This window comes from Zhenhengia sp. (assembly GCF_046966505.1).
In the GTDB taxonomy this organism is placed as follows: domain Bacteria; phylum Bacillota; class Clostridia; order Lachnospirales; family Cellulosilyticaceae; genus Zhenhengia; species Zhenhengia yiwuensis.
The window spans coordinates 1-19,862 of record NZ_JBKVCH010000021.1; the positions used below are offsets into that span (position 1 = coordinate 1).

A 19,862-nucleotide genomic window follows, 5' to 3' on the forward strand; every position below is an offset into this window, starting at 1 on the left:
GGCACATTCTTAAGGTTAATACTTGTCCATGCTGCAGGACTGCCGATGATACCTTCTAATACTAGATTCTGCACTGCTTTTTCGTATTCTTCATCCTTTTGTACCACTTGGATAGCTTTCTTAAAATCTGGCCACAATTTAGGCTCTTTAAGCATCTTTGCAGGACATTGTTTGCCACAGCTATCATAGTGCCTAATAACTCTATCTACTGAAATATTTAACTCTTTCATAAGCTTTCTAGTCAATTCCACAGCATTGGCTACAGCTTTCCTATAATCCCCATCTTGATTGACACATATTTCTATCCCTATACTATTGCTGTTATTGCACTGTGGTACTGCTGGGCTAGAGACATACTTCTTGCCATTATGCCAATATTGTGCGTTATGCTCTACGAGTTGGATAACTTGTTTATCATCCACCACGTAATGTGCACTAGCTCCTCTATCTCCACCATTAAAATACCTATAATGGCTTTCTGCATCTGCACCAATATACGTATTATCTGTTTCATGAATAACTATATACTTTGGATTATTAACACCACCGTGATTATATTTAATTAATTTCTTTGTTACTGGTATCATATTATGCACCTACCTTATCCTGAATTTTATCTACCTTATTTTCAATAGACTCTAATTTTCCTGTATATGTGCTAATAATACTTGCAAACTTTTCATTTGCTTCAGTAGCTTTTCCAAGTTCTACATATAATCTTTCCTTATCTTGTAATTGAGCCTGATACATCTTCCAAATGAAAAATCCACACGCACCTACCATAACAATTGGGAACCCTAAACTATTAATTAAAGTTTCTAACATATTTATATCCATTTTCTATCTCCTCTCTGCCACCGGACGAACCTGCCGTGGCAATAAAATAGCACCCTATTTTTAGGACACTTTAAATTGATGTTTATTTTTATAAAGATTGTGCTATAATAAGCATGCAAAGAAAGCACCAGTGCTTCCAACACTGATGCTCCCTGAATATTTTATATTTTGGGCTATGATAATTTACAAATTAATCATTGTAACGAGAACTGTCATCTGTGGTGGGTGGACAGTTCTTTTCTTTTATACTCATTTCAAATTCTATGCCTTTAAGTCCAGCTTTAAACTTAACTTTGACCACAAAAATGTCTTGTCTCATAAGGTAGATAACTAATGCTATCCCACTTATTATTTTTAGTACATCCATCATAGCACCACCTTCCTGCTACACCGTAAACTTCTTTGCTTCATAGCCCTCAGGAGGATAACAATTCAAACCCCCGTGCCACCCTGCACGGTTTTATTTTACTTTTTTATTACAGCATATCTCTTTATAAATACGTATAAAAAATAACACCATTTCTAGTGCTTTCGTCACTCTTATTTACCCTCTAACGGTTATCCGTTTATTCGCTTCATTATACTCTACTTTAGCTCCTGTAAGCTCTGCAAATGCCCGAAGTGGAATAAGTGTATAGCCACTTACTACTTTCACAGGAATAGGCGTTTTTACCTGAGTAACCTTACCACCTTGTTCTGATTTAATAGTATTACTGCCTACCTGCATGGTAATAAGCTGATTATGCATCTTGCTATAGGCTGTAATAACTTTATCTAAACTTGAATACCGTACTGTATATCCAAGTGTCTCACATAAGAATCTAAAAGGCACTAAAGTTGTACCTTGTTCTACTGTTGCAGGATAGTCAATAACCCTCTCTACCTGATTAACTTGCACATTTTTAGAACCTACCTTTAATTCAATCGTAGTGCATGGGAAGTCCACCTGATTCTTATTGTGGAAATTAGAATAAGGCATAGGATGATCTAATTCAAAAGCATGTACGCTCTTAATATAAGTATCTGCACTATAAAGGCCTGTCCACTTTTCTGTAAAAGCTTCATATGGAACAAATAAATAGCCTTTATAACCTCTTGTATCACCATAAGATTCCTGCATAATAAACCAGTTTTTATAAGTCACTCCATTGATCGTTTTAGGCATATCTTCTATGTAACCACATATCCAAATAGCATGTAGACCATTAGGTTCGCTACCTTTTGCTGGCTTAACGACACATCCTTGTATAGGGAATGTATGCTCTTTATATAACTTAACAATTGCAACACACCCGCCATTTTCTACAATATGATGCTTTATACTTTCAATATCTGTCGTTTTAATGTCTATGCGCTTCTTTGGTTTATACTTTCTAGCCTCTTCATACATAGCATCTGTAGTAGGTAGGAACTTGTTGTCATTGTAGTCCTTATCTTCCCATGTAGGATATAAAACTTCAGTACACATACCATATTGGCATACTTGGTCCATAAGTTTTTCTATAGGTGTACCTGTTGCATCTGGTCTGCCATCTACCTTTTTAGATAACATCATAGCCCAGCTGTTACTGAGAGGTGTAATGTTTCCATACACTCTAGCAAATTGTGCTTCTAATAAGCTACTTACTGCATGGTTTGTGCACCAGTTGCTTCCTCGTTGATGCTCTATTCCACTTGCTTGATTAAGATATTGTTTTGGTAAAGACATTTTAAAACCTCCTTGTACTAAAAAAGCACCTCTATTTTAGAGATGCTTTAAATTAGTGTTTATTTTTATAAAGATTGTGCTATAATATGGGTATAAAGAAAGCACCAGTGTTGCAACCACTGATGCTCCCCTGAATGTTTTATATTTGGGGCTATGAAATCAATAACTTACTTAATTTGTATTATTGATTAGAACTGTCTTTCGTAACGGGTGGACAGTTCTTTTCTTTTGCACTCATTTCAAATTCTATGCCTTTCAGCCCAGCTTTAAACTTGACTTTGGCAACAAAAATGTCACGTCTTATAAGGTAGATAACCAATGCTATCACACTTATCATCTTTAGTACATCCATCATAGCACCCCCTTCCTGCTATGTCATAAATTTCTTTACTTCATAGCCCTCTGGAGGGTAACATACAACCCCCGTGCCACCCTGCACGGTTTTATTTTACCCGCTTATTATAGCACATATCTTCACTTTTGAATATAAAAAATACACCTAACCAGGTGCCATCAAATCATTCTTTTATTCTACTATACCAAGTTCTTTCTTTACTTCTTCTATAAATTGTTGAGGAATCTGTTCTAACTTCCAATCATGGTCAGCAATAAGGACCACACAGATTTCTGTTTGTTGTGCCACTGGACATTGCTCGACTTTCTTTCTACCTGCATCCACTAATCTTGCATTTGCTCTTACTTGTACGGGGTATTGTGTTGTATCAATCATGATGATACCTCCTTTAAATTTATTATTTTTATCTTATTAAGCCTGCTTAGGCTTTAATAACTGATTAAGTTTTTCATCTAGCATAACGAACATCTCCATAAGTAGCAATCCATCAGATTGTGATGTCTCGACTTTCGCATTTGTATCCATATGGAGTTCCATAGTAGTCAGTAAATCGTCACTTGTTGTGTCAACTGAGTTTTTAATACCTTCTGTCATTTTTTCATGAGGACTGACTATCGGTTCAAGCTTAAGCGTTTCTGTAAACACCCTTGTTTCTGGATTAAATTTCGCATACTGCCTTGCTTGAATATATTCCTCATAGGATACTTCTATATAATCGCCCTCTGGTTCATAGGGACTCTCTAATAACATTCCAATATTAAATTCTTCATCAAGCGTTATGAAATATTTCATGCTCATCTTCTTCCTCCTTAGCTATTGACATAGAAATGTGCTGTATAGACGCGTGTTCCTGAATTTGATGACCTATCCACGACCTTAACATTGTTTTTAAAAGGATAAGTAGGTAATTCACCATAACCATCGCTCAGACTACCCATAAGAAAATTATGACTTGAATAATATGAATTTGTAGCTGTACCATCTAACACCATAACACCATCAACTATAATTTGCATTTTAGCACTGCCAAATTGTGCAATCTTACAAACGCCGCCTTTGGAATTTGAGTAGTTAATAACCTCTAAATTACTATTAGGATTTCCTGTATTCTCAATAGTTTTAGTCGCTTTAACATAAGTTTTACCTGCCACATCACCACCTCCTTCACCTAAACTTTTCCAATCACTCCAAACGTTACCTGCCTTTACTCTCATATATACTTTCTTACTTGTTGGATTCTGTGATACCGCCATCTGCCAACCACAATCTCCAATATTATTTAGTTGACAAGTCACTATATGATAAATACCAGCTTCGGGAACACCACTCGCAACTGTTGTATATGTACCTATAGGTAAACTGTCTAAATTAGACCCACTCCATACAGGTGCATTTCCACCTATACCTTGTGATTTTAGAGGAAAATCACTAGCATGTTTACCATCTACAGTATCAGCGTTGATAACAGATTCATTGTGTAATACGGTTTTAACTTTACCACCAATATTAGCCCTAATCTCATCTTTTGATTCTAAACTCAAGGCAACAGTCGGGTTACCTACATATACCGCATCCGATGTATGATTAATCAACTGCTTATTGTTCGTGGTAAGTGCTTTACCTTTAATAAGGCCCGTGTTTATTTCGCTATGGTCTGTGTGAGGACTAGGCGGGAATGTTGGTGGTTTTCCTGTGATACCATCCCAAGATACATCTACCGATTCAATAGACTTTTTAACTTCTTCAAGTTCTTTTGTTACTGTTTTTCCAGCACTTGTAAAAACTACGTCCGAAGATGTGTGCGGATATAACACATCTCCATTATCTGCTTGAAGTTCTCCTTTTAATCTAGCCATATGACACCTCCTACCCTACTACTTTAAAAAATAATTTTCTAGATACAGCATTCGAAGTTGAGGTTCCCACTTTTATAGCATCACCCGGGTCACCTTTAGGTCCCTGTGGCCCTTGTGCACCAGTTGGTCCTTGTGGTCCTGCAGCTCCAGTGTCCCCCTTTGGTCCTTGTGCTCCTGTAGCTCCCTTAAAGTTTCCTCTTTTGGTCCAAGTTGTAGATGCTGTTTTTTCATATACATCTCCATTAGAGGTATTCAATGCCCAATCTCCTATTGCACCTAATGATGTAGCTGGTGCTCCTGTAACATTATGCATTTTAGATCCAGCAACTCCAGCTGGACCTTGCGCACCTATTGCACCTGCAGGCCCTTGAGGCCCCATTGCACCTGGATCACCTTTAGGTCCCTGTGCCCCTGTTGCGCCCTTTGGACCAGTCAATTTACCAGCATTTAATTTTTGTTGAAAGGTTTCTCCATCCGCAAATGTAACAGCATCTGCTGAAGTTAATACATCAACTTCTTCAATCACTTCACCTGTTTGTTCATTTAATAATTGTACTCTTACCTTTTTTAATACTGACATTTTATCACTCCCTTATTCTTGTACTTTAATTCCCATATTAGGACTCACTCTAACACTTTCTATTGTTCCACCACTACTTTGCCTACTTGCAACTTTAAAATACATTTTACCCTTCACTCGATCCTGTACAGGAATATCTGTACCTTCAGGTATAACATATGGACTAGATAAATTCTTGATTTTGGCATCTAGTTGCGAGTCTCCTTGTATTCGAGCATTTTCTTCAGTTTGTATTAGTTGACGTATTGGTTGATGTGATTCTGGGCTTTTATCGTGTAGTTCCAAATCTTCTGGCCCTAAACCTATAAGACTGCTATTAATTGTAGCGGATACCTTTGTCGCATTGCCTATAATCGCTATAATATCTATTTTTTTTCAATCAGCTCACTTCCTTGTGCCGGTATATACTCTGCTAGTGCTCCTGCATTACCATAACAATAAAGAATTTCTTGATCTGTATTGTCAGGATCTTGTGCAAATAGGCCAAGCTCTCTATAGTAAAACCCTGTTATTAAGCTACTATTATTAAAACCTCCACCTACTTTAGCCGTTCCATCTTCATTAACTACAAGCTTTATGATATCAATGGATAACTTCTCATTTACAAGTGTATTAAATGTTTGTGGTGCTTGCCCTTGAAGTTCTCCATCACCTAAAGCTATACGTGTAAAGTGTAGAGGTGTTCCAGTTTGTGCTTTAGCTTGAAGTATTTTACCTTTATTAGTAAAAAACACGCTTGAAATACTCATCTTATCCCTCCTGTCTTATTGTGATTCTATCCCCAGTATGTAGTGCAAATCCTATATAAATACCTAGTTCACTTGCAAGTAATACAATGACTTCATCAAGCCAACTACTTTTTCTTTTGACATGCTCAGCAGCTTCCTTAAATTTATCAATAAAACTTTCATCTGTACTTATATTAGTTGTCGTAATTCTAAAATGATGAGGCTCTCCTCCATATTCATACCACTCCTCTACAGTACTTTCTCCAAAAATTGTGGTGACTACTTCTTCAACAGCTGCAACAGTGCCCTTTTTCTTATGCCAGTTAATAGCATTTTTAACTAAGCTCCTTTTTGTCTCTAATGGCAATGTAGCATCATAATAAGGTGCATCAAATTGCTTGGCCATTAAATCCACCATATCTTCTTCCAAAGTCTCGATACTTGGCAATATGTAAAGTTTTTGTATAGCACTTTGAAGTTTCTTCATTTCTAAATCAATCGCTTCACAGGATGCAATAACCTGCTTATCATATGAAATGCTTGAGGGGAGTAACTCCTTAATGGATAGATTGTTTATGCTATGCATCCTCTACTCCTCCAAAGACTATGGATTCACTTGTCAAGTGCGCTATGCTTGTACCCTCTAACGTGGTAAATGAAGGACTTGTTACCTGAACACGTTTCGCCCCAGCTTGCATCACACGATAAATAAGCTCTGATGGATTAATGTCTCTTCCTAGCTTACTTTGTTGCCATACCTTATACTCAGCTATTGCTTGGTTCACTTGATTTTGAATAACGTTAGCCATTGCAACATCTTTTCTATCTATCCAATAAGTCATTTCTAAAGCATAGTTTTGTTTAGTTGGCTGAATAACACTTACCTTATCTGTAAGAGGCTTAACATTCTTTTCACTACACCTTTCAAGGATTTTATTTCTAAGCTCTTCTGATAAAAGCTCCCCATTTACACCGATCGGAATAATATTAACTTCTCCTGCTTTAGGTGTAATCACTGCTACATCCCCTATTTCAGGAGATACCGTCTTAGCCCAAAAAGCATAGGCACTATCACTTCCCGCACATGAATAAGAACTTGGTGCTTCATAAGCTCTTTGTCTTAATGCATCGTCTCGTTCTTCATCTGTTCCACCTGTAGTCGTTGTGGTGTTTGTTACATGACTAAAGTATGGGAATACATCTACAAGCTGATTAATCTGCCCTGCTACAAGACCATTGCCTATAACACCTGGCAGCATGCATTCAACGACTACATCAATACTTAATTGACCTGGTAGAATTATTGCATGCTCTATGGTCGCAAAATAAAGTTCTCCTGCTTTCACCCTTGTGCCTTTTGGTATAGTCATGACACTTGCTTGTGCATTAGATAATGTAAACTTAACCGTGCATCTTGAAGGAGAAGCTTCTAACCGCTTTACGCCTACCAAGGCTACAACTTGATCTAAATAATCATCTTGTGCATAGGCAAGTAAATTTTGTTTCCCACTAAAATCTATTATCACACGCTGTTGGGTAATAATAGAGGCAATAGCTTCTAAAAACAACCTCACAGGATCACCTGGATAAAGTTTCTTATTTGCTATTGCCTCATATGCATTAATAATATCCTTTTCTACTGTTGAAGTTTCTGTCTCACAAAAACTTATTGCTTTTAATTCTCTAAGACTCATTCATTACCACCATCACTTTCGGTCTTAATCTTCCTGTTAAATGGTCTTTTTCATAGGTCACTTTCATTACCTTTACTCTAGGCTCATAATCCTGTATAGCTTCTATAATTTGAGTTGTACATATATTTTCTGCCATTTCTAGAGGTAAATCTAAAGCACTCATATCTATTCCAAAATTTCTATCCAATGGAACCGACCCTTTTGAAGTTATTAATATCATAGCTATATTTTGAAGGATTTCTTCTTCTCCTCTTGCAAGCATATTAAGAGGTTTAAGTTCTGCTGTTACTTCATACATTCTTTTCCCTCCTATTTAACATATTCTTTAAGTTTAACATCTGCTTTACCTTGCAAGACATTTCCATGATTATCTACCTTCGTATATTCTTGGTCTACACTTTCTACAACCCAACGGTAGTACCCCATAGCATCTCCGCCTATAATGAGTAGTAGTGGCTCGCCAGTTCTACTATATTGCATAAGTTTCTCCATATCATAACGAGGATTTCTTCCAAGTAAAACATCGAAGTGCATTGTAAAACTAATAGAATCCAAGTCTGGTCCTAAGAACTCACCTTTTGGCTTTTGCATATGTACTTCATGAATAGCCCATCTCCCTGAACTACTTCTTGAAAAATCTTGGAAAGTGTTTACATTCTTTATGGATACTTTAAATAAAATATCTCCTAAAGCGCCTATCATATTTAATTCACCTTCCAACTTCCAAGTATAAAACCATCGGAAGATTCATCTAGAAACAAACAAAGTACAGGCTGATTAATTTTAGGGAGCTCTTCAATTGTTAACGAAGTCCCATTTCTAGTAATAATACTTAAGTCATCGGACACCATATTATCCAACTGTTCAAAAAGTACTTTTGCAGCACATTTTTCTTGATTTACACTAGATATTTTTCCCATTCTAATTTCCATCAATATCCCTCCAAACATTTAGTAAGTTCTAAGTCTGTTGTATAACCACCAATGACTTTGTGGGTAGCTTTTTGAATCATATATTTACCATCAAATTTGTGCCAACCTTTCAGCTCTATCGTTACACCAGATACAAGATTAACGTTACCTAAGATACTTAAATTCGCTTGATATTCCTTCATATTTTTCTCTCTAAGACGTTGACTTGATACACGTTTTGCTTCATCTATAGACTTCACTTGTTCATTAATTTCTAGTTGTGGTCCCTCGCCTACTGTTGTCGTATATTCAATAACCTTATTTGTTGTTGGATTGGTGTAGCGTACTCTACAGCTACCATAAGATGTGTCATTAGATGAGGTACTAAAACCATAACTTAGTATATTTGACTTACCTTTTATATAAGTTGCAACGACTTCACTTTGTTCATATAGCTTTTGCTCGAAAAGAACCATTTGATTATCTGTTATTTTTAAGGATATGCCTTCTCGTGTACATAGTTTTTGTAAAAAGCTCATATCACTTTGTTTGACTTGATCTATACTTTCATATCTAGGATCATTACTACATTCAAACATTAAGCTAAGCCCACATACTTTTGCTATGTCTTTTGCAATCTGTGATAGATTTACATTCTTCCACGACTTTGTTTTTTTTGTATACTTTATAGAGGATACAACAGGTACAGATTGTCCCTTTAAAGAAACTGTATCCGGTGGACCATCCAAGTTTATTTCATCAATGGTAAATGTTCCACATGGTAATGTCCTATCTCCATCTTCCCAATTCTTCACATTAAAAGAGGCATGGATAAGGTCACCTTTTTCAGGTAACCAATCGCCATGCCATAACCCTTCACTATCCTCCAGTGTTATTTCTAGGTCATCAGCCTCATTTGTTGCATTATCTGTATAAGAAAAGCTTACAAGATGCTTTGCAATATCTCTACTTATATCTATTCCTTGATAGTTTACCTTAAGTTCTACCCTACGGCTCATTATATACCTCTTTTCCAAGGTGGTAACTGTGTAACAATAGGAATTTCAAAATTAGGAATAGTTAAAATTACGTTCGCTGGGAATATAACTGTCTGAATATGATTTTTATTAGCTTGAATTAAAACATCCATATACTTTTCATTACCATATACCTTATAGCTAATCCTATCCCATGTATCACCTTGTGAAGTTATATATGTATTATCCATAAGCTAATCTATCCTTTCCTCTCATCATTGCTTTGACTTCTGCCATGAACTTTCTTCTTTCAGCTTCAAGAATTTGTGCAAGCTTTGATTCAGATATGCCATCACCATTAACCGTAACATTTGGACTAAAAACAAAACGTGAGCTTTCATTATTCACCTTTGATAAAATCCCTTTAGTCTGTGCATTTGTAAAGACTCTTCTTCCTGGTGCCCCCGAGATAAGCTCAGGGCCTTTTTCACCTGCTATAAAGGCACCTTTAGGTGTACTCATAGTTCCTTTGGCAAACATGGGGATGGTCGGAATAGTCGGTATATTAATTCCAAAACTTTGTCCAATACCTATCAACTTATTAAGTGCTTCTGGTATTTTATTTAAGCCACCGATAATAAAGTTAATAAAACCTTTAAAGGTAGATTTAACACCTTCCCACAAGCTACTGAACCATGCTCCTACACCACTAAAGGCTGATTTTATACCTTCCCAAAGTTCAAATGCTTTTGCCTTTAGGGTATCCCAGTTTTTCCATAGAAGGACACCCACTCCAATTAAAGCCCCTATCCCAAGCACTACCCATCCAATTGGCGATGCAATAAAAGCTGCATTAAGTGCCCATTGTGCTGCTGTAAGTGCCATTGTTACACCTTGTGAAGATAGCTGTATACCTTTTAAAGCAACTAACCCTACTTTTTGTGCAACTAATTGAGCTGTATTAATTGTCCAAGCGAGTGTATTCCCTGCAATAGCTTTTCCTTGCATGAATAAGGACTTTAGAAAATCTCCTGCATACAAAGCTTTAATATAAAATGTTTCAGCTTTATCAGCTATTTTGGCCAGTGTTAATTTTTTCTGTGCAATGGTTGCTACTGTAATTGCTTTTGCTGTCTTATAAAACTCTATTACCAAGGATCCTATTTTCCATCCAGTAAAGGCAGTACCTACTCCAATAATGATTGGTTTTAATGTGGTCCAATTTGTACTAATAAAATCATATAAATCGATAGCTTGCTCTAGCACAAACATCACACCATCTGCTACCTTTGGTAGTGCTGTGTCTTTTAGCCAATCTAGAGTGGAAGCCCCACCTTTTAAGTTACTAAACTTTACTTTAATATCTTCAACAACATACGCTATTTTATCTAGTAGAGGTTTATTTTCGAGTACTTTGGCTTTGATAGTATCATAAGTGTTTATGGCCCAGCTTTTTAATTGTTCAAACTTTTTAAGAGCTTGTGAAATACTTTTACTAAGTAGGTCACCTATCTTCTCAAAGGTACCATCCTGTTGCCATTTTACAAAGGTATCTGCAACACTTTTAGCTTTGCTTTTAAGCGTCTCCATTAGGCTACCTTGTTTAAGTGTTCCGTCATTCGTTACACCTACTATAGTAGCCATTCCGGACTTCATAATGCCACTAATAGTGGACATCAATCCTTTCATGGTACTTGCTTGTTTTTCCATTCCACCTTTAAACTTATCATCCATAAGGGCAAGCATCGCTTCATTGAACTTTTCTTGATTAGTAATCTGTCCTTTGTTATTGACTACCTGAGTCTTATTCATTTTTTCATAGGCGTATGCTACAATGTCATCTTTCTTAATGCCAAACTCTTTAAGCCTTTCTAACTCTCCTGTTTGGGCATCGATAATGGCTTCAGTAGCTTGTATCAGGTCTTTATTGGTTGCCCCAGCCATATCTCCAATCATAGGTAAATACTTTTGTGCAGATAACCCCATAGCTTCAAGCCTAGCACTGGCTTCTACAACTGAACCTGTTTCAAATGGCGTTCGATTGGCTAAATCAATGGACCACTTCATGATCTCTCCTGCTTTTTGAGCAGACTTAGTAGCTGTTTCAAGTTGCATCTTAAAGCCTTCTAAATTCATAGCTTCTGTAAGGGCTATGCCTACAGTATTTTTAGCTCCTATAGCACCTATGGTTGTTGCCATAGCTGCTTTTGCTGTTCTAGCTAAATTTTGTATACTCTTTGTAGCACTGCTAAAGCTTTTATTAAAACCAGAAGCTAATCTACTATTTAAAGCAAAAGCAATTTGGTATTGCTTACTTGATGCCATGCTTTCACCTCTTTTCTTCCATAGCTTCTAACCAAGCTTCCAGTTCATCTAAAGATTGGTCTAACCAATAGTTTACTGGAGTAAAAGACGCTTGAGCCATTTCAAAGACTATTCTTCTAAAGTTTGTTCTTGAGGTAATTCCTCTCCTAATAAAAAATTTTGTACTTGCACCGTTACCGTACTAAAATCTTTAATCCCTAAAAGAGGAATTAAATCTGTTGGTCTACCACATGCTTTTGCAGCAACAACTGCTAAATATTCTTTATTAAATTCCTGAACAGGCACATCCATAGATTGAATTTCTTTTTGAGCATCAATCATATCTTTACCTGTTAAACGATCTAAATCCATATCTAATTCTTTAATTTCTTCACCTTCAAAGTTAATGGGTTTCTTTAATGTAATTTTCATATTTTTTATCCTCCTTATTTATCAAAAAGACCTAAGTTCTATAAACCTAGGTCTCGTCTTACTTCTTTTAAATAATCAATGCCATTTACAATATAAATGTAGTTGAATGGATCAATCTCCACTGCAACCTTCCCATCAAGTACCATCTTGTAGTAAAGAACGCTAAATTCATTACCACTTTCTGTACCAGCACCTGTTTCCATTTTACCTGGTGTAATTTTCTTTGGAATAGCCCGTACGATGTGTTTAACTGCAACTGTTTTAAGCTTGCCCTCTACATTGTCAAACACTTGTTGTGATGCTCTAAAGTCTAGAGCATGCGTTACTGGTGCCGATAAGGCTACTAAATCACCACATACACTTCGCCAGTTAATTGTCATACTCATTGCACCTATATGCCCTAAAGTAGGTAAATCTACCTCTCCAGAAATACCTGCCCCTTTAATAGTATCTGACATGGCTTCAATATCTGGAAGCTCTACATCTGCAATTCCTAGCATATCTTTACCATCTTTATAGGCTCGATAAGCTATAAGTTTATCAGGAATTTTACTCATAAACTGTTACCTCTCTTTCTATGCAAAGAGTGCTTTTAAATACTCAACGTCGTATTCAAGCACAAAATCGATTTCTCTTGCTGGTGATGGTGGTGTTAGATATAAATGGAACTTAATATTGCCATCCATAATGGAGGTTGAAGGGTTCTCTTCCTCTAAAAATTCAACTCGTCCACCTAATATATAACCACTTGCTGTTAAACCATTTAACCAAATATTTATGCTATCCATTACAGTGTCAACCAGTCGCCTTGTAATAGGCGCATCAACCTTTTGCCAGAATGTCTGTACAATGGTTGTGGCTATCCAGTAGAACATACGCTTTACAGGAATAAAGGCATCTTTTGGGTCTGTAACGGATGGATAACATGCTGTACGATTCCCCCAAGCCTTCCAACCACCACTAAAGTTAATGGCTGTCACAATACCTTGTCCATTAAGATAGTTGGCTTGGTCTATACCTAAAATAACTTCCTTGCCAGCTTTACCTACTAGCCCATTAATCTGTAAGTTGTGATTGGATGGGGATACATAAGGTACACCCTCATAAGAAGCATCTACTTTACACATAAGACCAGCTAATTGTGTACTCATATGATAAATAGCATCGCCTAATCTTACTTTGGGCCAACATGCAATCTGATTTTCATACACATAATTATTGGATGTTTTCCACTGTGCAACATCTGAATACTTGGTCACTTGCTCTACTGGAATATCTGTCAGTGCCATACACTTAAAGTATCCGTTAATATTACTTGCCTTACTTACCATAACAGCTGCTACAGTTGGCTCTGTACTAAATTTAGGGGCTAATAACTGTCCTGGCACAAGTCCAAAACGTGGAAGGACTTCATTAACCAGTTCCAGTCCTGTTAACTGCCCCTCCAAGCCCACACTTCCTATTACATCATCATTTGATACTGTTGCTGGGGTAAGTTTAGAATAAGCCACCTTAATTTCTTCGGTTCTTCCATTATTAAGAGAAATAACAAGGTGTCCTCTGGCATTAAAAGCCAATTCATAATCTTCACCTATAGACTGCACTTCTCCTTCATTATTTTTTACTACAACTGTAGATAAAAGCACAGGCTCTTCAATAAGTAATTCCCCTTCAACTGCAGACTTTGTTGTCTCTTCTACGGCTTCTTTATGTTTTGCTGGATCTAATACATTAATAAAAACAACAGGTGCTACACTAAAAAGTGTAAAATGTGATTTCATAAACTCACATAACGTATAGCTTTCAAAATCATCACTATATCCAAAAGCTTCTACTGCTTCTTTATAAGAATAACAAAGTACAGGCTCATTTACTTTTGGATTTTTTACTAGATGAATAGGTGCTGTTCCAACGACAACTGGTAAACCTGCTAGTGCTTCAACAGGAGGAATAATACTCGTTGGTATCTCTGACACATAAACCCCATGTCTATATCCACTCATCTTATCTACCTCCTAAATAATTCATAATTTCTCTGTATTTTTGTTGCTCAAAACTTCCCTTTATAGCAAGTTTTAAACGTGTATAATTTAACTTTTCAATAGGTACAATCAACTTACTAATCGCTGGACATGATTCAATATGCAACTTTAAGATATTGTTTTGACCTTCTATAACTGTAAATTGATTTAATCCTGGCAAGTTAGGCCCACAATAAACTCTTTTATCAGATGTCTTGTCGCTCACTTCTTTCTTACTCTTTACACTGGCCATGGTTCTTCATCTCCTTCCATCCCCATTCGAGGTACAGTCAATTCTAGTTCCATCATTCCAACATAATTTGGAAACGGGTGTTCTTCTGGAATCGTACACTTAATAGGTAATTCCACTGTATAGAAATCAAAAGTTTGCTTTTTCAGAATTTCTCGCTTAATAAGCTCCATGCAATGAAGGATGTCCATCCACCCCTCACTGTCCTCACTATAAACTCCAAACAATACTTTAATGTTTACTGTTGCCGATTCTTCGCTCACTTGATCTTTCAAATAGCGTATAACAATGTATGGGAAATCTTCTTTTTCTTCTCCATATTCATTGTCTTCTAAGTATCCTAGTTTAACCTGTGGCATTTTACTTTGATTTGTTTTTGTAAGAAGTCGCTCATTACGAGCAACCTCTTCAATAAATTTTTTAAAGTTATTCAGTACGTTATAAATGGTCATCTATATCCTCTTCTAATATGAACAATTCCTACCCAACGTTATTTTGTATGCACTCATTAGAGATTCACACTCCATAACATAGTAAGATTCATTATTCATTTTAATTTTTTGGCCTTCTTGAGGCCTTGTTTTGAAGTATTCTTTTTGAACTAAGAAAATAATTTCTCCCACATAGGTTCCTTCTGCTTCTTTGATTTTTCGCCCTTTCAGCTCATCTTTACATTGGATAATAGGTATACTTTGTTCTCCAATAAATACTTTCTCAGCAAATTCATTACAATTAAAAAAAGCAGCCTCATCTTTTTGAAGTTGCTCTCTAAAATTTAATGCCATGTTATTCACCTAGACTTTCTTTTTCACCTATGTAATCAAGAATTGCATTAATTAACTCTTGGTTTTTCATTTCCTTGGTAAGCTCAATGCCTATTTTGCCTCCGTATTCCACTAATTCATCTTTATTTAGTTTCTTAAGTTCTTTTTCATCTAGATAGTCTATCTGTAAATCAGCATTATTATTTTCAATAACATCTATGACTTCCACTACAGATTCTTTAATAAGACGACTTACTTCCTTATCTTCTAAATAAATGATACTGCCTTTCTCATAGTTTTTTCGAACCCCATCTTTTCTTGTTGTAATAGAACTTAGTACCTTACATTTCATCATATGTACTTACCTCCTAATCCTCAGCTAAAACAGTTGCAACATACCAGCTATCTACATCATCTGGTTTAGGAAGAGGTCTTGATGTTAATCTTAACGTTTTAATATTATTCCTAGTATCTACAAGGACTTGTGGTACGATTTCAGCTTCATAGGTCATAAAGTCCTCCCCTTCTAACTGTGTAACTGACCCATACTCAAATGATCCAATTGACGTTGGAAGTAAGATAAGCTTACCATCTGGTAGCATAGGTTGTTCCTCCCCTGCATCATCAACAAACCATTCATCATAAGAATAAATATCTATGTCAAGTTCAACAAGTCTACCAAGGAATGTAAGAGATGGATCAACTATACGTGGTTCAATCTTAACTGTTGAAGATGTTAAAAGTTGTCTTTCTTGATTTACTTTTGGATGAACCTTAAACGCTTGATACACATCATTTGCCATAATACATACAGTAGGTGCTTTACCAGTAGCTTTAATAACTGCTCTTCTCCAAGTTGCTAAATCTTCAATAGGATTTGAAGTTGCTGCTGACCAAAGAGCTTCACTTACAAGAGTTGTTTTGTTAGTAAAATTAAAGTCGATTTCTACATCAACTCCTTCTTCAGCATCTTGTACACTAATAGCACCTGTTAAGATAATCTCTCTTGCCATCCATTCTTTTCTACGTTGGATAGCTTCTTCAAGTTCTGTCATATCTCTTCCAAGTAGCTCTACTGCACGTTCTTCAGGTGATTTATTAGAATAAATGCTCTCACCAAAACCTTTTTTACTAATATCATCTATTGTCATTGGACGTTCTGGTGCAATTTTAGGGGTTTGAAGAAGTTTCGTAGTTGAACCACTTCTTTTCATTACCTTGCCTCCTACACGTGGGGCAACAAATGGAGCCATTGTACGTTTACCTTTTTTAATCTCAAGTTGTAAAATTTCAGCTATATGTGTATTACTTACTGGAAAAAACTTGTAAAAAGCTTCCAATTGGTTTTCTCAAATCTAATGCTTGAAGCATTTCTATAGTAGTGAATTTTTGTGACATATTAATTTTCCCCCTTAACAGTATCTAGATACATGCCTAATTTTTTCATCTCTTCTTCATAGTCTTTGTATGTAGTGCTTGAAACACAGCTCAGTGCATCTCTATTAAAATGTCCTGTAATGTACACAGTTGCAATGGTATCAGATTCTGCATTAACATCATCTGTTAAAACACCTACTAACTTATGATCTACTTTTGCCTTATCTGCTACTTCACCTTTTCCTGTACTTGCATCTGCAATAATAATTGCCCCTCTCTTGGCATTTGTACCAGCTACTAGAGTAATACCTTGTGTTAGTACTGGAATACTTCCACTTACAAATAAATGATCTGGTGTAAACACATCACCGTCTTGAACTAATTTTGCCATCTTACTTCACTCTCCTTTTATCTTTATTAAGTACATTACTTAATGCTGTAACTTTTTCTTTTATTTTATCTTCAGGATCCGTTTCTTTTCCTTCAGCATTAACCTCTTCAACTCCTGAATTTCGTGTATCCTCTTGGATATGATTTAAAAATTGTGCTGCATTTTGTTGTTGTAACTGAAGAGCTTGAAAAGCAAGTTCTTTTGCATCCATTGGTTCTTCATATTTTGCTTTATTTACAAGTTCATTTCCTATAGAGGCTGAAATATTTTCAATTGCTTTAATACGTTCTCTTTCTTCTTGTCGTGCCTCATTTTTAATTTGCTCTACTACATCTGGATGATTTGCTTTAATTTCTTCTAAAGTCATTGCATTACTCCTTTTTCTTTGAGTTTCCTTAGTTTGGTCTTCTACTTGATTATCAAGTTCATTATTTTGTGGTTCTTGTTTTATATTAACAGGCTCAAATATTGGCATATTCTTGAACCCACTAAGGTCATGTGCTACGTTATTAACAAGTATCATGCGATTATTAAGAATACTATTAGTAACCTTTGTATCTTCTAGTAATTCATCACAAAACCCTTTCTCAACTGCTTCACGACCTGTTAACCATGTTTCATTGTCCATCATTTCAGCCAACTCCATTTTGCTTAGAGTTGTTTTAGTACAATAAGTTTCAATAATACAATTTTTAACACTATCCAGCATTTCTTTAAGCTGTTCAAGGTCTTTTGCTTCAAAACTATCCCATACTGTAATACTTGGATTATGTATCATAAATGCTGAACCTGGGCTAATCTTAACCGTGTCTCCTGCACATGTAATAATAGTTGCAGCACTTGCAGCAATTCCTTCGATAATGATTTCAACCTTTGCTTGAAGGGTTTTTAAATGTGTAAAAATAGCCTGTGCTGCAAACACATCACCACCCCTACTGTTAATACGAACTGTCACCTTATTTTTATTTCTTAAGGTTTTCATGTCTTTTAAAAACTCTTCTGGTGTAATCATCTGTCCTTCTGACCACCAAGGTTTGCTACTTCTTATTTCACCGTATAAAATAAGTTCGCCCTCATCATTTGTCACATTATTGACGTTCCAAAACTTCACTTTATGCACCTTCCTTTCCTTTAGTGAGTTGATTCATTTTTTCTTGCTCTAGAGTAAGTTGTTCTATATTCCTATCAAAATCACTACCATTAATTTCAATAGCTTCTCTTTCTCTCGTTGAAACACCTATTTCTATTCTTTTTGCAGATGCCGTCACCTCCTTTACTGGATCTAATTGTCCTGGTGCTGGTCCATTCCATTCTGCTCCAGCATAAGCTTTTCTTATAAGTGGATTTTCAAAGTATCCAGGCGCATTAATACGCCCTCTTGCAATGGCTTCACTAAGCCATACCTCATATATAGGCTGACAAAAATCACTTGCAAACCAATTTCTTCGCATTTTAAAAGCCTTCCACGCTTCAAGTAATGCAGCACGACTGGCTGAGTAACTTGCTGTGAAAGACTTTATTAAAAGTTCATAAGGTATTTCTAATGCAGCACCTATATATTTACACATAGAAGATACAAATCCATCAAAGTTAACATTTGGTCTTTTAGGATCAGCGATTTCTATACTTTCACCTGCTCCTAAAAGATTAATCATTCCTGGCCCTAATTTATAATCAGGCATATCATTTATTGTTTCTCCTTCTTGGGATAAGCCTTTAAAATCCTCATCCACATCTTCTGGCGAATCTGATTTAATAAATACTGTGAAAAAACCATTAATAACTGCTGCCATAAGTTCTGCTTCTGTGTAGCGTGTTAATTGTTTAATACTTTCAATAACGGGTGCTAAATAAGGAACACCTCTGTATTGCTCTGGTCTTTCTGCTTCCATCACATGAAGGATGTTGGGTAGCCCAGTTTTATCTCCTATAAACTTAATACGCTGCCATTCTTTTTTACCGTTTGTTTGAGGATGTCTATTACAAATATGATAAGCTTCAACCATGCCATACTTATTAATTTCTACTCCATTAATTAATTGATTCCCTTTATACTTAGCATTTTGACTTACATTACCATTAGATGATGGATTACATACACGATCCCCTTCAATAATATGAAGTTTTAAACCATATGGCATATAAGGTGTAGGCTGTAGATGGCGTATAATTGTAAAACTATCACCATTCATTAACCAAGACATTAATGCAATCTGTTGTAACTCATAAAAACTATTTAGTCCTAATGCATCACAAAATTTTGATTCAGCCCATAAATTAAATTCTTGCTCAACTTGTTTCTCCCATTGATCAGCTTCTTCTTGTGTTATGCCAAGAAGATTAAAATCTATACGACTCTTTAACCTTAATCCTGCCCCAATAACATTGGTTCTTGTTGTTTTAATAGCTGATATTGCAATAGGTGATGTCATATATAAGCTTCTTGAGCGTTGTGTTAATAATTGGCGATTCATTTCAATGTCTTCAAATGCACTTCTACTAGCTGCTCTCCATCCAAGCATAGATTTTTTTGTACGTGACGCACCTGAACCATCATATCCACTATTTAAGGGATTAATCTGCCTTGCCATACCAAGCTTTAATCTAGCAGCCTCTCTATCCAATGCTTTCTGTGGATTTACTACTTCATAAAACTTATCAATTACATTAATCATTT

At 36.0% G+C, this 19,862-nt stretch carries 30 protein-coding genes; all 30 read right to left on the minus strand.

Going from position 1 to position 19,862, the window contains the following annotated elements; all coding sequences use genetic code 11:
- Positions 1 to 587, minus strand: a 587-nt coding sequence (locus ACLTBU_RS16095; protein WP_412219947.1) for an N-acetylmuramoyl-L-alanine amidase family protein, incomplete at its 3' end; no start/stop codon positions are given.
- Between the two features lies 1 nt (position 588).
- The gene (locus tag ACLTBU_RS16100; protein ID WP_337531782.1) at positions 589 to 837 is read right to left on the minus strand and encodes a hypothetical protein; all 249 of its coding nucleotides are present in this window, start codon (positions 835 to 837) and stop codon (positions 589 to 591) included.
- A gap of 190 nt (positions 838 to 1,027) precedes the next feature.
- Positions 1,028 to 1,204 carry a hypothetical protein gene (locus tag ACLTBU_RS16105; RefSeq protein WP_412219949.1) on the minus strand — a complete coding sequence of 59 codons (177 nt, stop codon included), beginning with the start codon at positions 1,202 to 1,204 and terminating at the stop codon, positions 1,028 to 1,030.
- Positions 1,205 to 1,381: 177 nt separating this feature from the next.
- Complete coding sequence (locus ACLTBU_RS16110) at positions 1,382 to 2,545, minus strand: stalk domain-containing protein (RefSeq protein ID WP_412219950.1); 1,164 nt, start codon at positions 2,543 to 2,545, stop codon at positions 1,382 to 1,384.
- Between the two features lie 181 nt (positions 2,546 to 2,726).
- Entirely contained in the window at positions 2,727 to 2,897 is a 171-nt protein-coding gene (locus ACLTBU_RS16115) for a hypothetical protein (RefSeq protein WP_412219953.1), read from the minus strand.
- 174 nt (positions 2,898 to 3,071) lie between these two features.
- Positions 3,072 to 3,275: a hypothetical protein gene (locus ACLTBU_RS16120; RefSeq protein ID WP_412219955.1), complete on the minus strand. Its 204-nt coding sequence runs from the start codon at positions 3,273 to 3,275 to the stop codon at positions 3,072 to 3,074.
- 36 nt (positions 3,276 to 3,311) lie between these two features.
- Positions 3,312 to 3,698, minus strand: coding sequence for a hypothetical protein (locus tag ACLTBU_RS16125; RefSeq protein ID WP_412219956.1), 387 nt, complete (start codon positions 3,696 to 3,698; stop codon positions 3,312 to 3,314).
- Between the two features lie 11 nt (positions 3,699 to 3,709).
- Positions 3,710 to 4,756: a hypothetical protein gene (locus ACLTBU_RS16130; protein ID WP_412219958.1), complete on the minus strand. Its 1,047-nt coding sequence runs from the start codon at positions 4,754 to 4,756 to the stop codon at positions 3,710 to 3,712.
- Between the two features lie 10 nt (positions 4,757 to 4,766).
- Positions 4,767 to 5,336 carry a hypothetical protein gene (locus ACLTBU_RS16135; protein ID WP_412219960.1) on the minus strand — a complete coding sequence of 190 codons (570 nt, stop codon included), beginning with the start codon at positions 5,334 to 5,336 and terminating at the stop codon, positions 4,767 to 4,769.
- Positions 5,337 to 5,348: 12 nt separating this feature from the next.
- A complete protein-coding gene (locus ACLTBU_RS16140) occupies positions 5,349 to 5,621 on the minus strand; it encodes a hypothetical protein (protein ID WP_412219962.1) in 273 nt (90 codons plus the stop codon).
- A gap of 80 nt (positions 5,622 to 5,701) precedes the next feature.
- Complete coding sequence (locus ACLTBU_RS16145) at positions 5,702 to 6,085, minus strand: phage tail protein (protein ID WP_412219963.1); 384 nt, start codon at positions 6,083 to 6,085, stop codon at positions 5,702 to 5,704.
- Between the two features lies 1 nt (position 6,086).
- Positions 6,087 to 6,650 (minus strand): phage tail protein I, encoded by a 564-nt coding sequence (locus tag ACLTBU_RS16150; protein WP_412219964.1) that lies wholly within the window; start codon positions 6,648 to 6,650, stop codon positions 6,087 to 6,089.
- Complete coding sequence (locus ACLTBU_RS16155) at positions 6,643 to 7,758, minus strand: baseplate J/gp47 family protein (protein WP_337529621.1); 1,116 nt, start codon at positions 7,756 to 7,758, stop codon at positions 6,643 to 6,645. Before ACLTBU_RS16155 ends, ACLTBU_RS16150 begins: the two co-directional genes overlap by 8 nt.
- Positions 7,748 to 8,056 carry a GPW/gp25 family protein gene (locus ACLTBU_RS16160; RefSeq protein ID WP_412219966.1) on the minus strand — a complete coding sequence of 103 codons (309 nt, stop codon included), beginning with the start codon at positions 8,054 to 8,056 and terminating at the stop codon, positions 7,748 to 7,750. The genes ACLTBU_RS16155 and ACLTBU_RS16160 overlap by 11 nt, the downstream gene beginning before the upstream one ends.
- A gap of 11 nt (positions 8,057 to 8,067) precedes the next feature.
- Positions 8,068 to 8,460 (minus strand): phage tail protein, encoded by a 393-nt coding sequence (locus ACLTBU_RS16165; RefSeq protein WP_337529616.1) that lies wholly within the window; start codon positions 8,458 to 8,460, stop codon positions 8,068 to 8,070.
- A gap of 2 nt (positions 8,461 to 8,462) precedes the next feature.
- Positions 8,463 to 8,690: a hypothetical protein gene (locus tag ACLTBU_RS16170; RefSeq protein WP_249334062.1), complete on the minus strand. Its 228-nt coding sequence runs from the start codon at positions 8,688 to 8,690 to the stop codon at positions 8,463 to 8,465.
- Positions 8,690 to 9,688: a phage late control D family protein gene (locus ACLTBU_RS16175; protein WP_412219967.1), complete on the minus strand. Its 999-nt coding sequence runs from the start codon at positions 9,686 to 9,688 to the stop codon at positions 8,690 to 8,692. Before ACLTBU_RS16175 ends, ACLTBU_RS16170 begins: the two co-directional genes overlap by 1 nt.
- Positions 9,688 to 9,897, minus strand: a complete 210-nt coding sequence (locus ACLTBU_RS16180) for a tail protein X (protein ID WP_412219969.1) — start codon at positions 9,895 to 9,897, stop codon at positions 9,688 to 9,690. The genes ACLTBU_RS16175 and ACLTBU_RS16180 overlap by 1 nt, the downstream gene beginning before the upstream one ends.
- Positions 9,890 to 11,971: a hypothetical protein gene (locus tag ACLTBU_RS16185; protein WP_412219971.1), complete on the minus strand. Its 2,082-nt coding sequence runs from the start codon at positions 11,969 to 11,971 to the stop codon at positions 9,890 to 9,892. Before ACLTBU_RS16185 ends, ACLTBU_RS16180 begins: the two co-directional genes overlap by 8 nt.
- Positions 11,972 to 12,079: 108 nt before the next feature.
- A complete protein-coding gene (locus ACLTBU_RS16190) occupies positions 12,080 to 12,382 on the minus strand; it encodes a phage tail assembly protein (RefSeq protein WP_249334054.1) in 303 nt (100 codons plus the stop codon).
- Positions 12,383 to 12,420: 38 nt separating this feature from the next.
- Positions 12,421 to 12,939, minus strand: a complete 519-nt coding sequence (locus tag ACLTBU_RS16195) for a phage major tail tube protein (protein ID WP_249334052.1) — start codon at positions 12,937 to 12,939, stop codon at positions 12,421 to 12,423.
- Positions 12,940 to 12,957: 18 nt separating this feature from the next.
- Complete coding sequence (locus tag ACLTBU_RS16200) at positions 12,958 to 14,385, minus strand: phage tail sheath family protein (RefSeq protein WP_412219974.1); 1,428 nt, start codon at positions 14,383 to 14,385, stop codon at positions 12,958 to 12,960.
- Position 14,386: 1 nt separating this feature from the next.
- The gene (locus ACLTBU_RS16205; RefSeq protein WP_412219976.1) at positions 14,387 to 14,656 is read right to left on the minus strand and encodes a hypothetical protein; all 270 of its coding nucleotides are present in this window, start codon (positions 14,654 to 14,656) and stop codon (positions 14,387 to 14,389) included.
- Entirely contained in the window at positions 14,644 to 15,105 is a 462-nt protein-coding gene (locus ACLTBU_RS16210) for a hypothetical protein (protein ID WP_412219978.1), read from the minus strand. Before ACLTBU_RS16210 ends, ACLTBU_RS16205 begins: the two co-directional genes overlap by 13 nt.
- Before the next feature lie 12 nt (positions 15,106 to 15,117).
- Positions 15,118 to 15,438, minus strand: a complete 321-nt coding sequence (locus tag ACLTBU_RS16215) for a hypothetical protein (protein WP_412219979.1) — start codon at positions 15,436 to 15,438, stop codon at positions 15,118 to 15,120.
- Position 15,439: 1 nt separating this feature from the next.
- Positions 15,440 to 15,772, minus strand: coding sequence for a Rho termination factor N-terminal domain-containing protein (locus tag ACLTBU_RS16220; RefSeq protein ID WP_412219980.1), 333 nt, complete (start codon positions 15,770 to 15,772; stop codon positions 15,440 to 15,442).
- A gap of 13 nt (positions 15,773 to 15,785) precedes the next feature.
- Complete coding sequence (locus tag ACLTBU_RS16225) at positions 15,786 to 16,757, minus strand: major capsid protein (RefSeq protein ID WP_412219982.1); 972 nt, start codon at positions 16,755 to 16,757, stop codon at positions 15,786 to 15,788.
- Positions 16,758 to 16,816: 59 nt separating this feature from the next.
- Positions 16,817 to 17,185 carry a head decoration protein gene (locus tag ACLTBU_RS16230; RefSeq protein WP_249334040.1) on the minus strand — a complete coding sequence of 123 codons (369 nt, stop codon included), beginning with the start codon at positions 17,183 to 17,185 and terminating at the stop codon, positions 16,817 to 16,819.
- Between the two features lies 1 nt (position 17,186).
- Positions 17,187 to 18,296 (minus strand): head maturation protease, ClpP-related, encoded by a 1,110-nt coding sequence (locus tag ACLTBU_RS16235; RefSeq protein ID WP_412219984.1) that lies wholly within the window; start codon positions 18,294 to 18,296, stop codon positions 17,187 to 17,189.
- A gap of 1 nt (position 18,297) precedes the next feature.
- Positions 18,298 to 19,860 carry a phage portal protein gene (locus ACLTBU_RS16240; RefSeq protein WP_412219986.1) on the minus strand — a complete coding sequence of 521 codons (1,563 nt, stop codon included), beginning with the start codon at positions 19,858 to 19,860 and terminating at the stop codon, positions 18,298 to 18,300.
- Positions 19,861 to 19,862 lie beyond the last annotated feature (2 nt).

Coding starts and splice junctions, on each gene's coding strand:
- ACLTBU_RS16100 (WP_337531782.1), bottom strand. CDS start 837: ATGGATATAAATATGTTAGAAACTTTAATTAATAGTTTAGGGTTCCCA.
- ACLTBU_RS16105 (WP_412219949.1), bottom strand. CDS start 1,204: ATGGATGTACTAAAAATAATAAGTGGGATAGCATTAGTTATCTACCTT.
- ACLTBU_RS16110 (WP_412219950.1), bottom strand. CDS start 2,545: ATGTCTTTACCAAAACAATATCTTAATCAAGCAAGTGGAATAGAGCAT.
- ACLTBU_RS16115 (WP_412219953.1), bottom strand. CDS start 2,897: ATGGATGTACTAAAGATGATAAGTGTGATAGCATTGGTTATCTACCTT.
- ACLTBU_RS16120 (WP_412219955.1), bottom strand. CDS start 3,275: ATGATTGATACAACACAATACCCCGTACAAGTAAGAGCAAATGCAAGA.
- ACLTBU_RS16125 (WP_412219956.1), bottom strand. CDS start 3,698: ATGAGCATGAAATATTTCATAACGCTTGATGAAGAATTTAATATTGGA.
- ACLTBU_RS16130 (WP_412219958.1), bottom strand. CDS start 4,756: ATGGCTAGATTAAAAGGAGAACTTCAAGCAGATAATGGAGATGTGTTA.
- ACLTBU_RS16135 (WP_412219960.1), bottom strand. CDS start 5,336: ATGTCAGTATTAAAAAAGGTAAGAGTACAATTATTAAATGAACAAACA.
- ACLTBU_RS16145 (WP_412219963.1), bottom strand. CDS start 6,085: ATGAGTATTTCAAGCGTGTTTTTTACTAATAAAGGTAAAATACTTCAA.
- ACLTBU_RS16150 (WP_412219964.1), bottom strand. CDS start 6,650: ATGCATAGCATAAACAATCTATCCATTAAGGAGTTACTCCCCTCAAGC.
- ACLTBU_RS16155 (WP_337529621.1), bottom strand. CDS start 7,758: ATGAGTCTTAGAGAATTAAAAGCAATAAGTTTTTGTGAGACAGAAACT.
- ACLTBU_RS16160 (WP_412219966.1), bottom strand. CDS start 8,056: ATGTATGAAGTAACAGCAGAACTTAAACCTCTTAATATGCTTGCAAGA.
- ACLTBU_RS16165 (WP_337529616.1), bottom strand. CDS start 8,460: ATGATAGGCGCTTTAGGAGATATTTTATTTAAAGTATCCATAAAGAAT.
- ACLTBU_RS16170 (WP_249334062.1), bottom strand. CDS start 8,690: ATGGAAATTAGAATGGGAAAAATATCTAGTGTAAATCAAGAAAAATGT.
- ACLTBU_RS16175 (WP_412219967.1), bottom strand. CDS start 9,688: ATGAGCCGTAGGGTAGAACTTAAGGTAAACTATCAAGGAATAGATATA.
- ACLTBU_RS16180 (WP_412219969.1), bottom strand. CDS start 9,897: ATGGATAATACATATATAACTTCACAAGGTGATACATGGGATAGGATT.
- ACLTBU_RS16185 (WP_412219971.1), bottom strand. CDS start 11,971: ATGGCATCAAGTAAGCAATACCAAATTGCTTTTGCTTTAAATAGTAGA.
- ACLTBU_RS16190 (WP_249334054.1), bottom strand. CDS start 12,382: ATGAAAATTACATTAAAGAAACCCATTAACTTTGAAGGTGAAGAAATT.
- ACLTBU_RS16195 (WP_249334052.1), bottom strand. CDS start 12,939: ATGAGTAAAATTCCTGATAAACTTATAGCTTATCGAGCCTATAAAGAT.
- ACLTBU_RS16200 (WP_412219974.1), bottom strand. CDS start 14,385: ATGAGTGGATATAGACATGGGGTTTATGTGTCAGAGATACCAACGAGT.
- ACLTBU_RS16205 (WP_412219976.1), bottom strand. CDS start 14,656: ATGGCCAGTGTAAAGAGTAAGAAAGAAGTGAGCGACAAGACATCTGAT.
- ACLTBU_RS16210 (WP_412219978.1), bottom strand. CDS start 15,105: ATGACCATTTATAACGTACTGAATAACTTTAAAAAATTTATTGAAGAG.
- ACLTBU_RS16215 (WP_412219979.1), bottom strand. CDS start 15,438: ATGGCATTAAATTTTAGAGAGCAACTTCAAAAAGATGAGGCTGCTTTT.
- ACLTBU_RS16220 (WP_412219980.1), bottom strand. CDS start 15,772: ATGATGAAATGTAAGGTACTAAGTTCTATTACAACAAGAAAAGATGGG.
- ACLTBU_RS16230 (WP_249334040.1), bottom strand. CDS start 17,185: ATGGCAAAATTAGTTCAAGACGGTGATGTGTTTACACCAGATCATTTA.
- ACLTBU_RS16240 (WP_412219986.1), bottom strand. CDS start 19,860: ATGATTAATGTAATTGATAAGTTTTATGAAGTAGTAAATCCACAGAAA.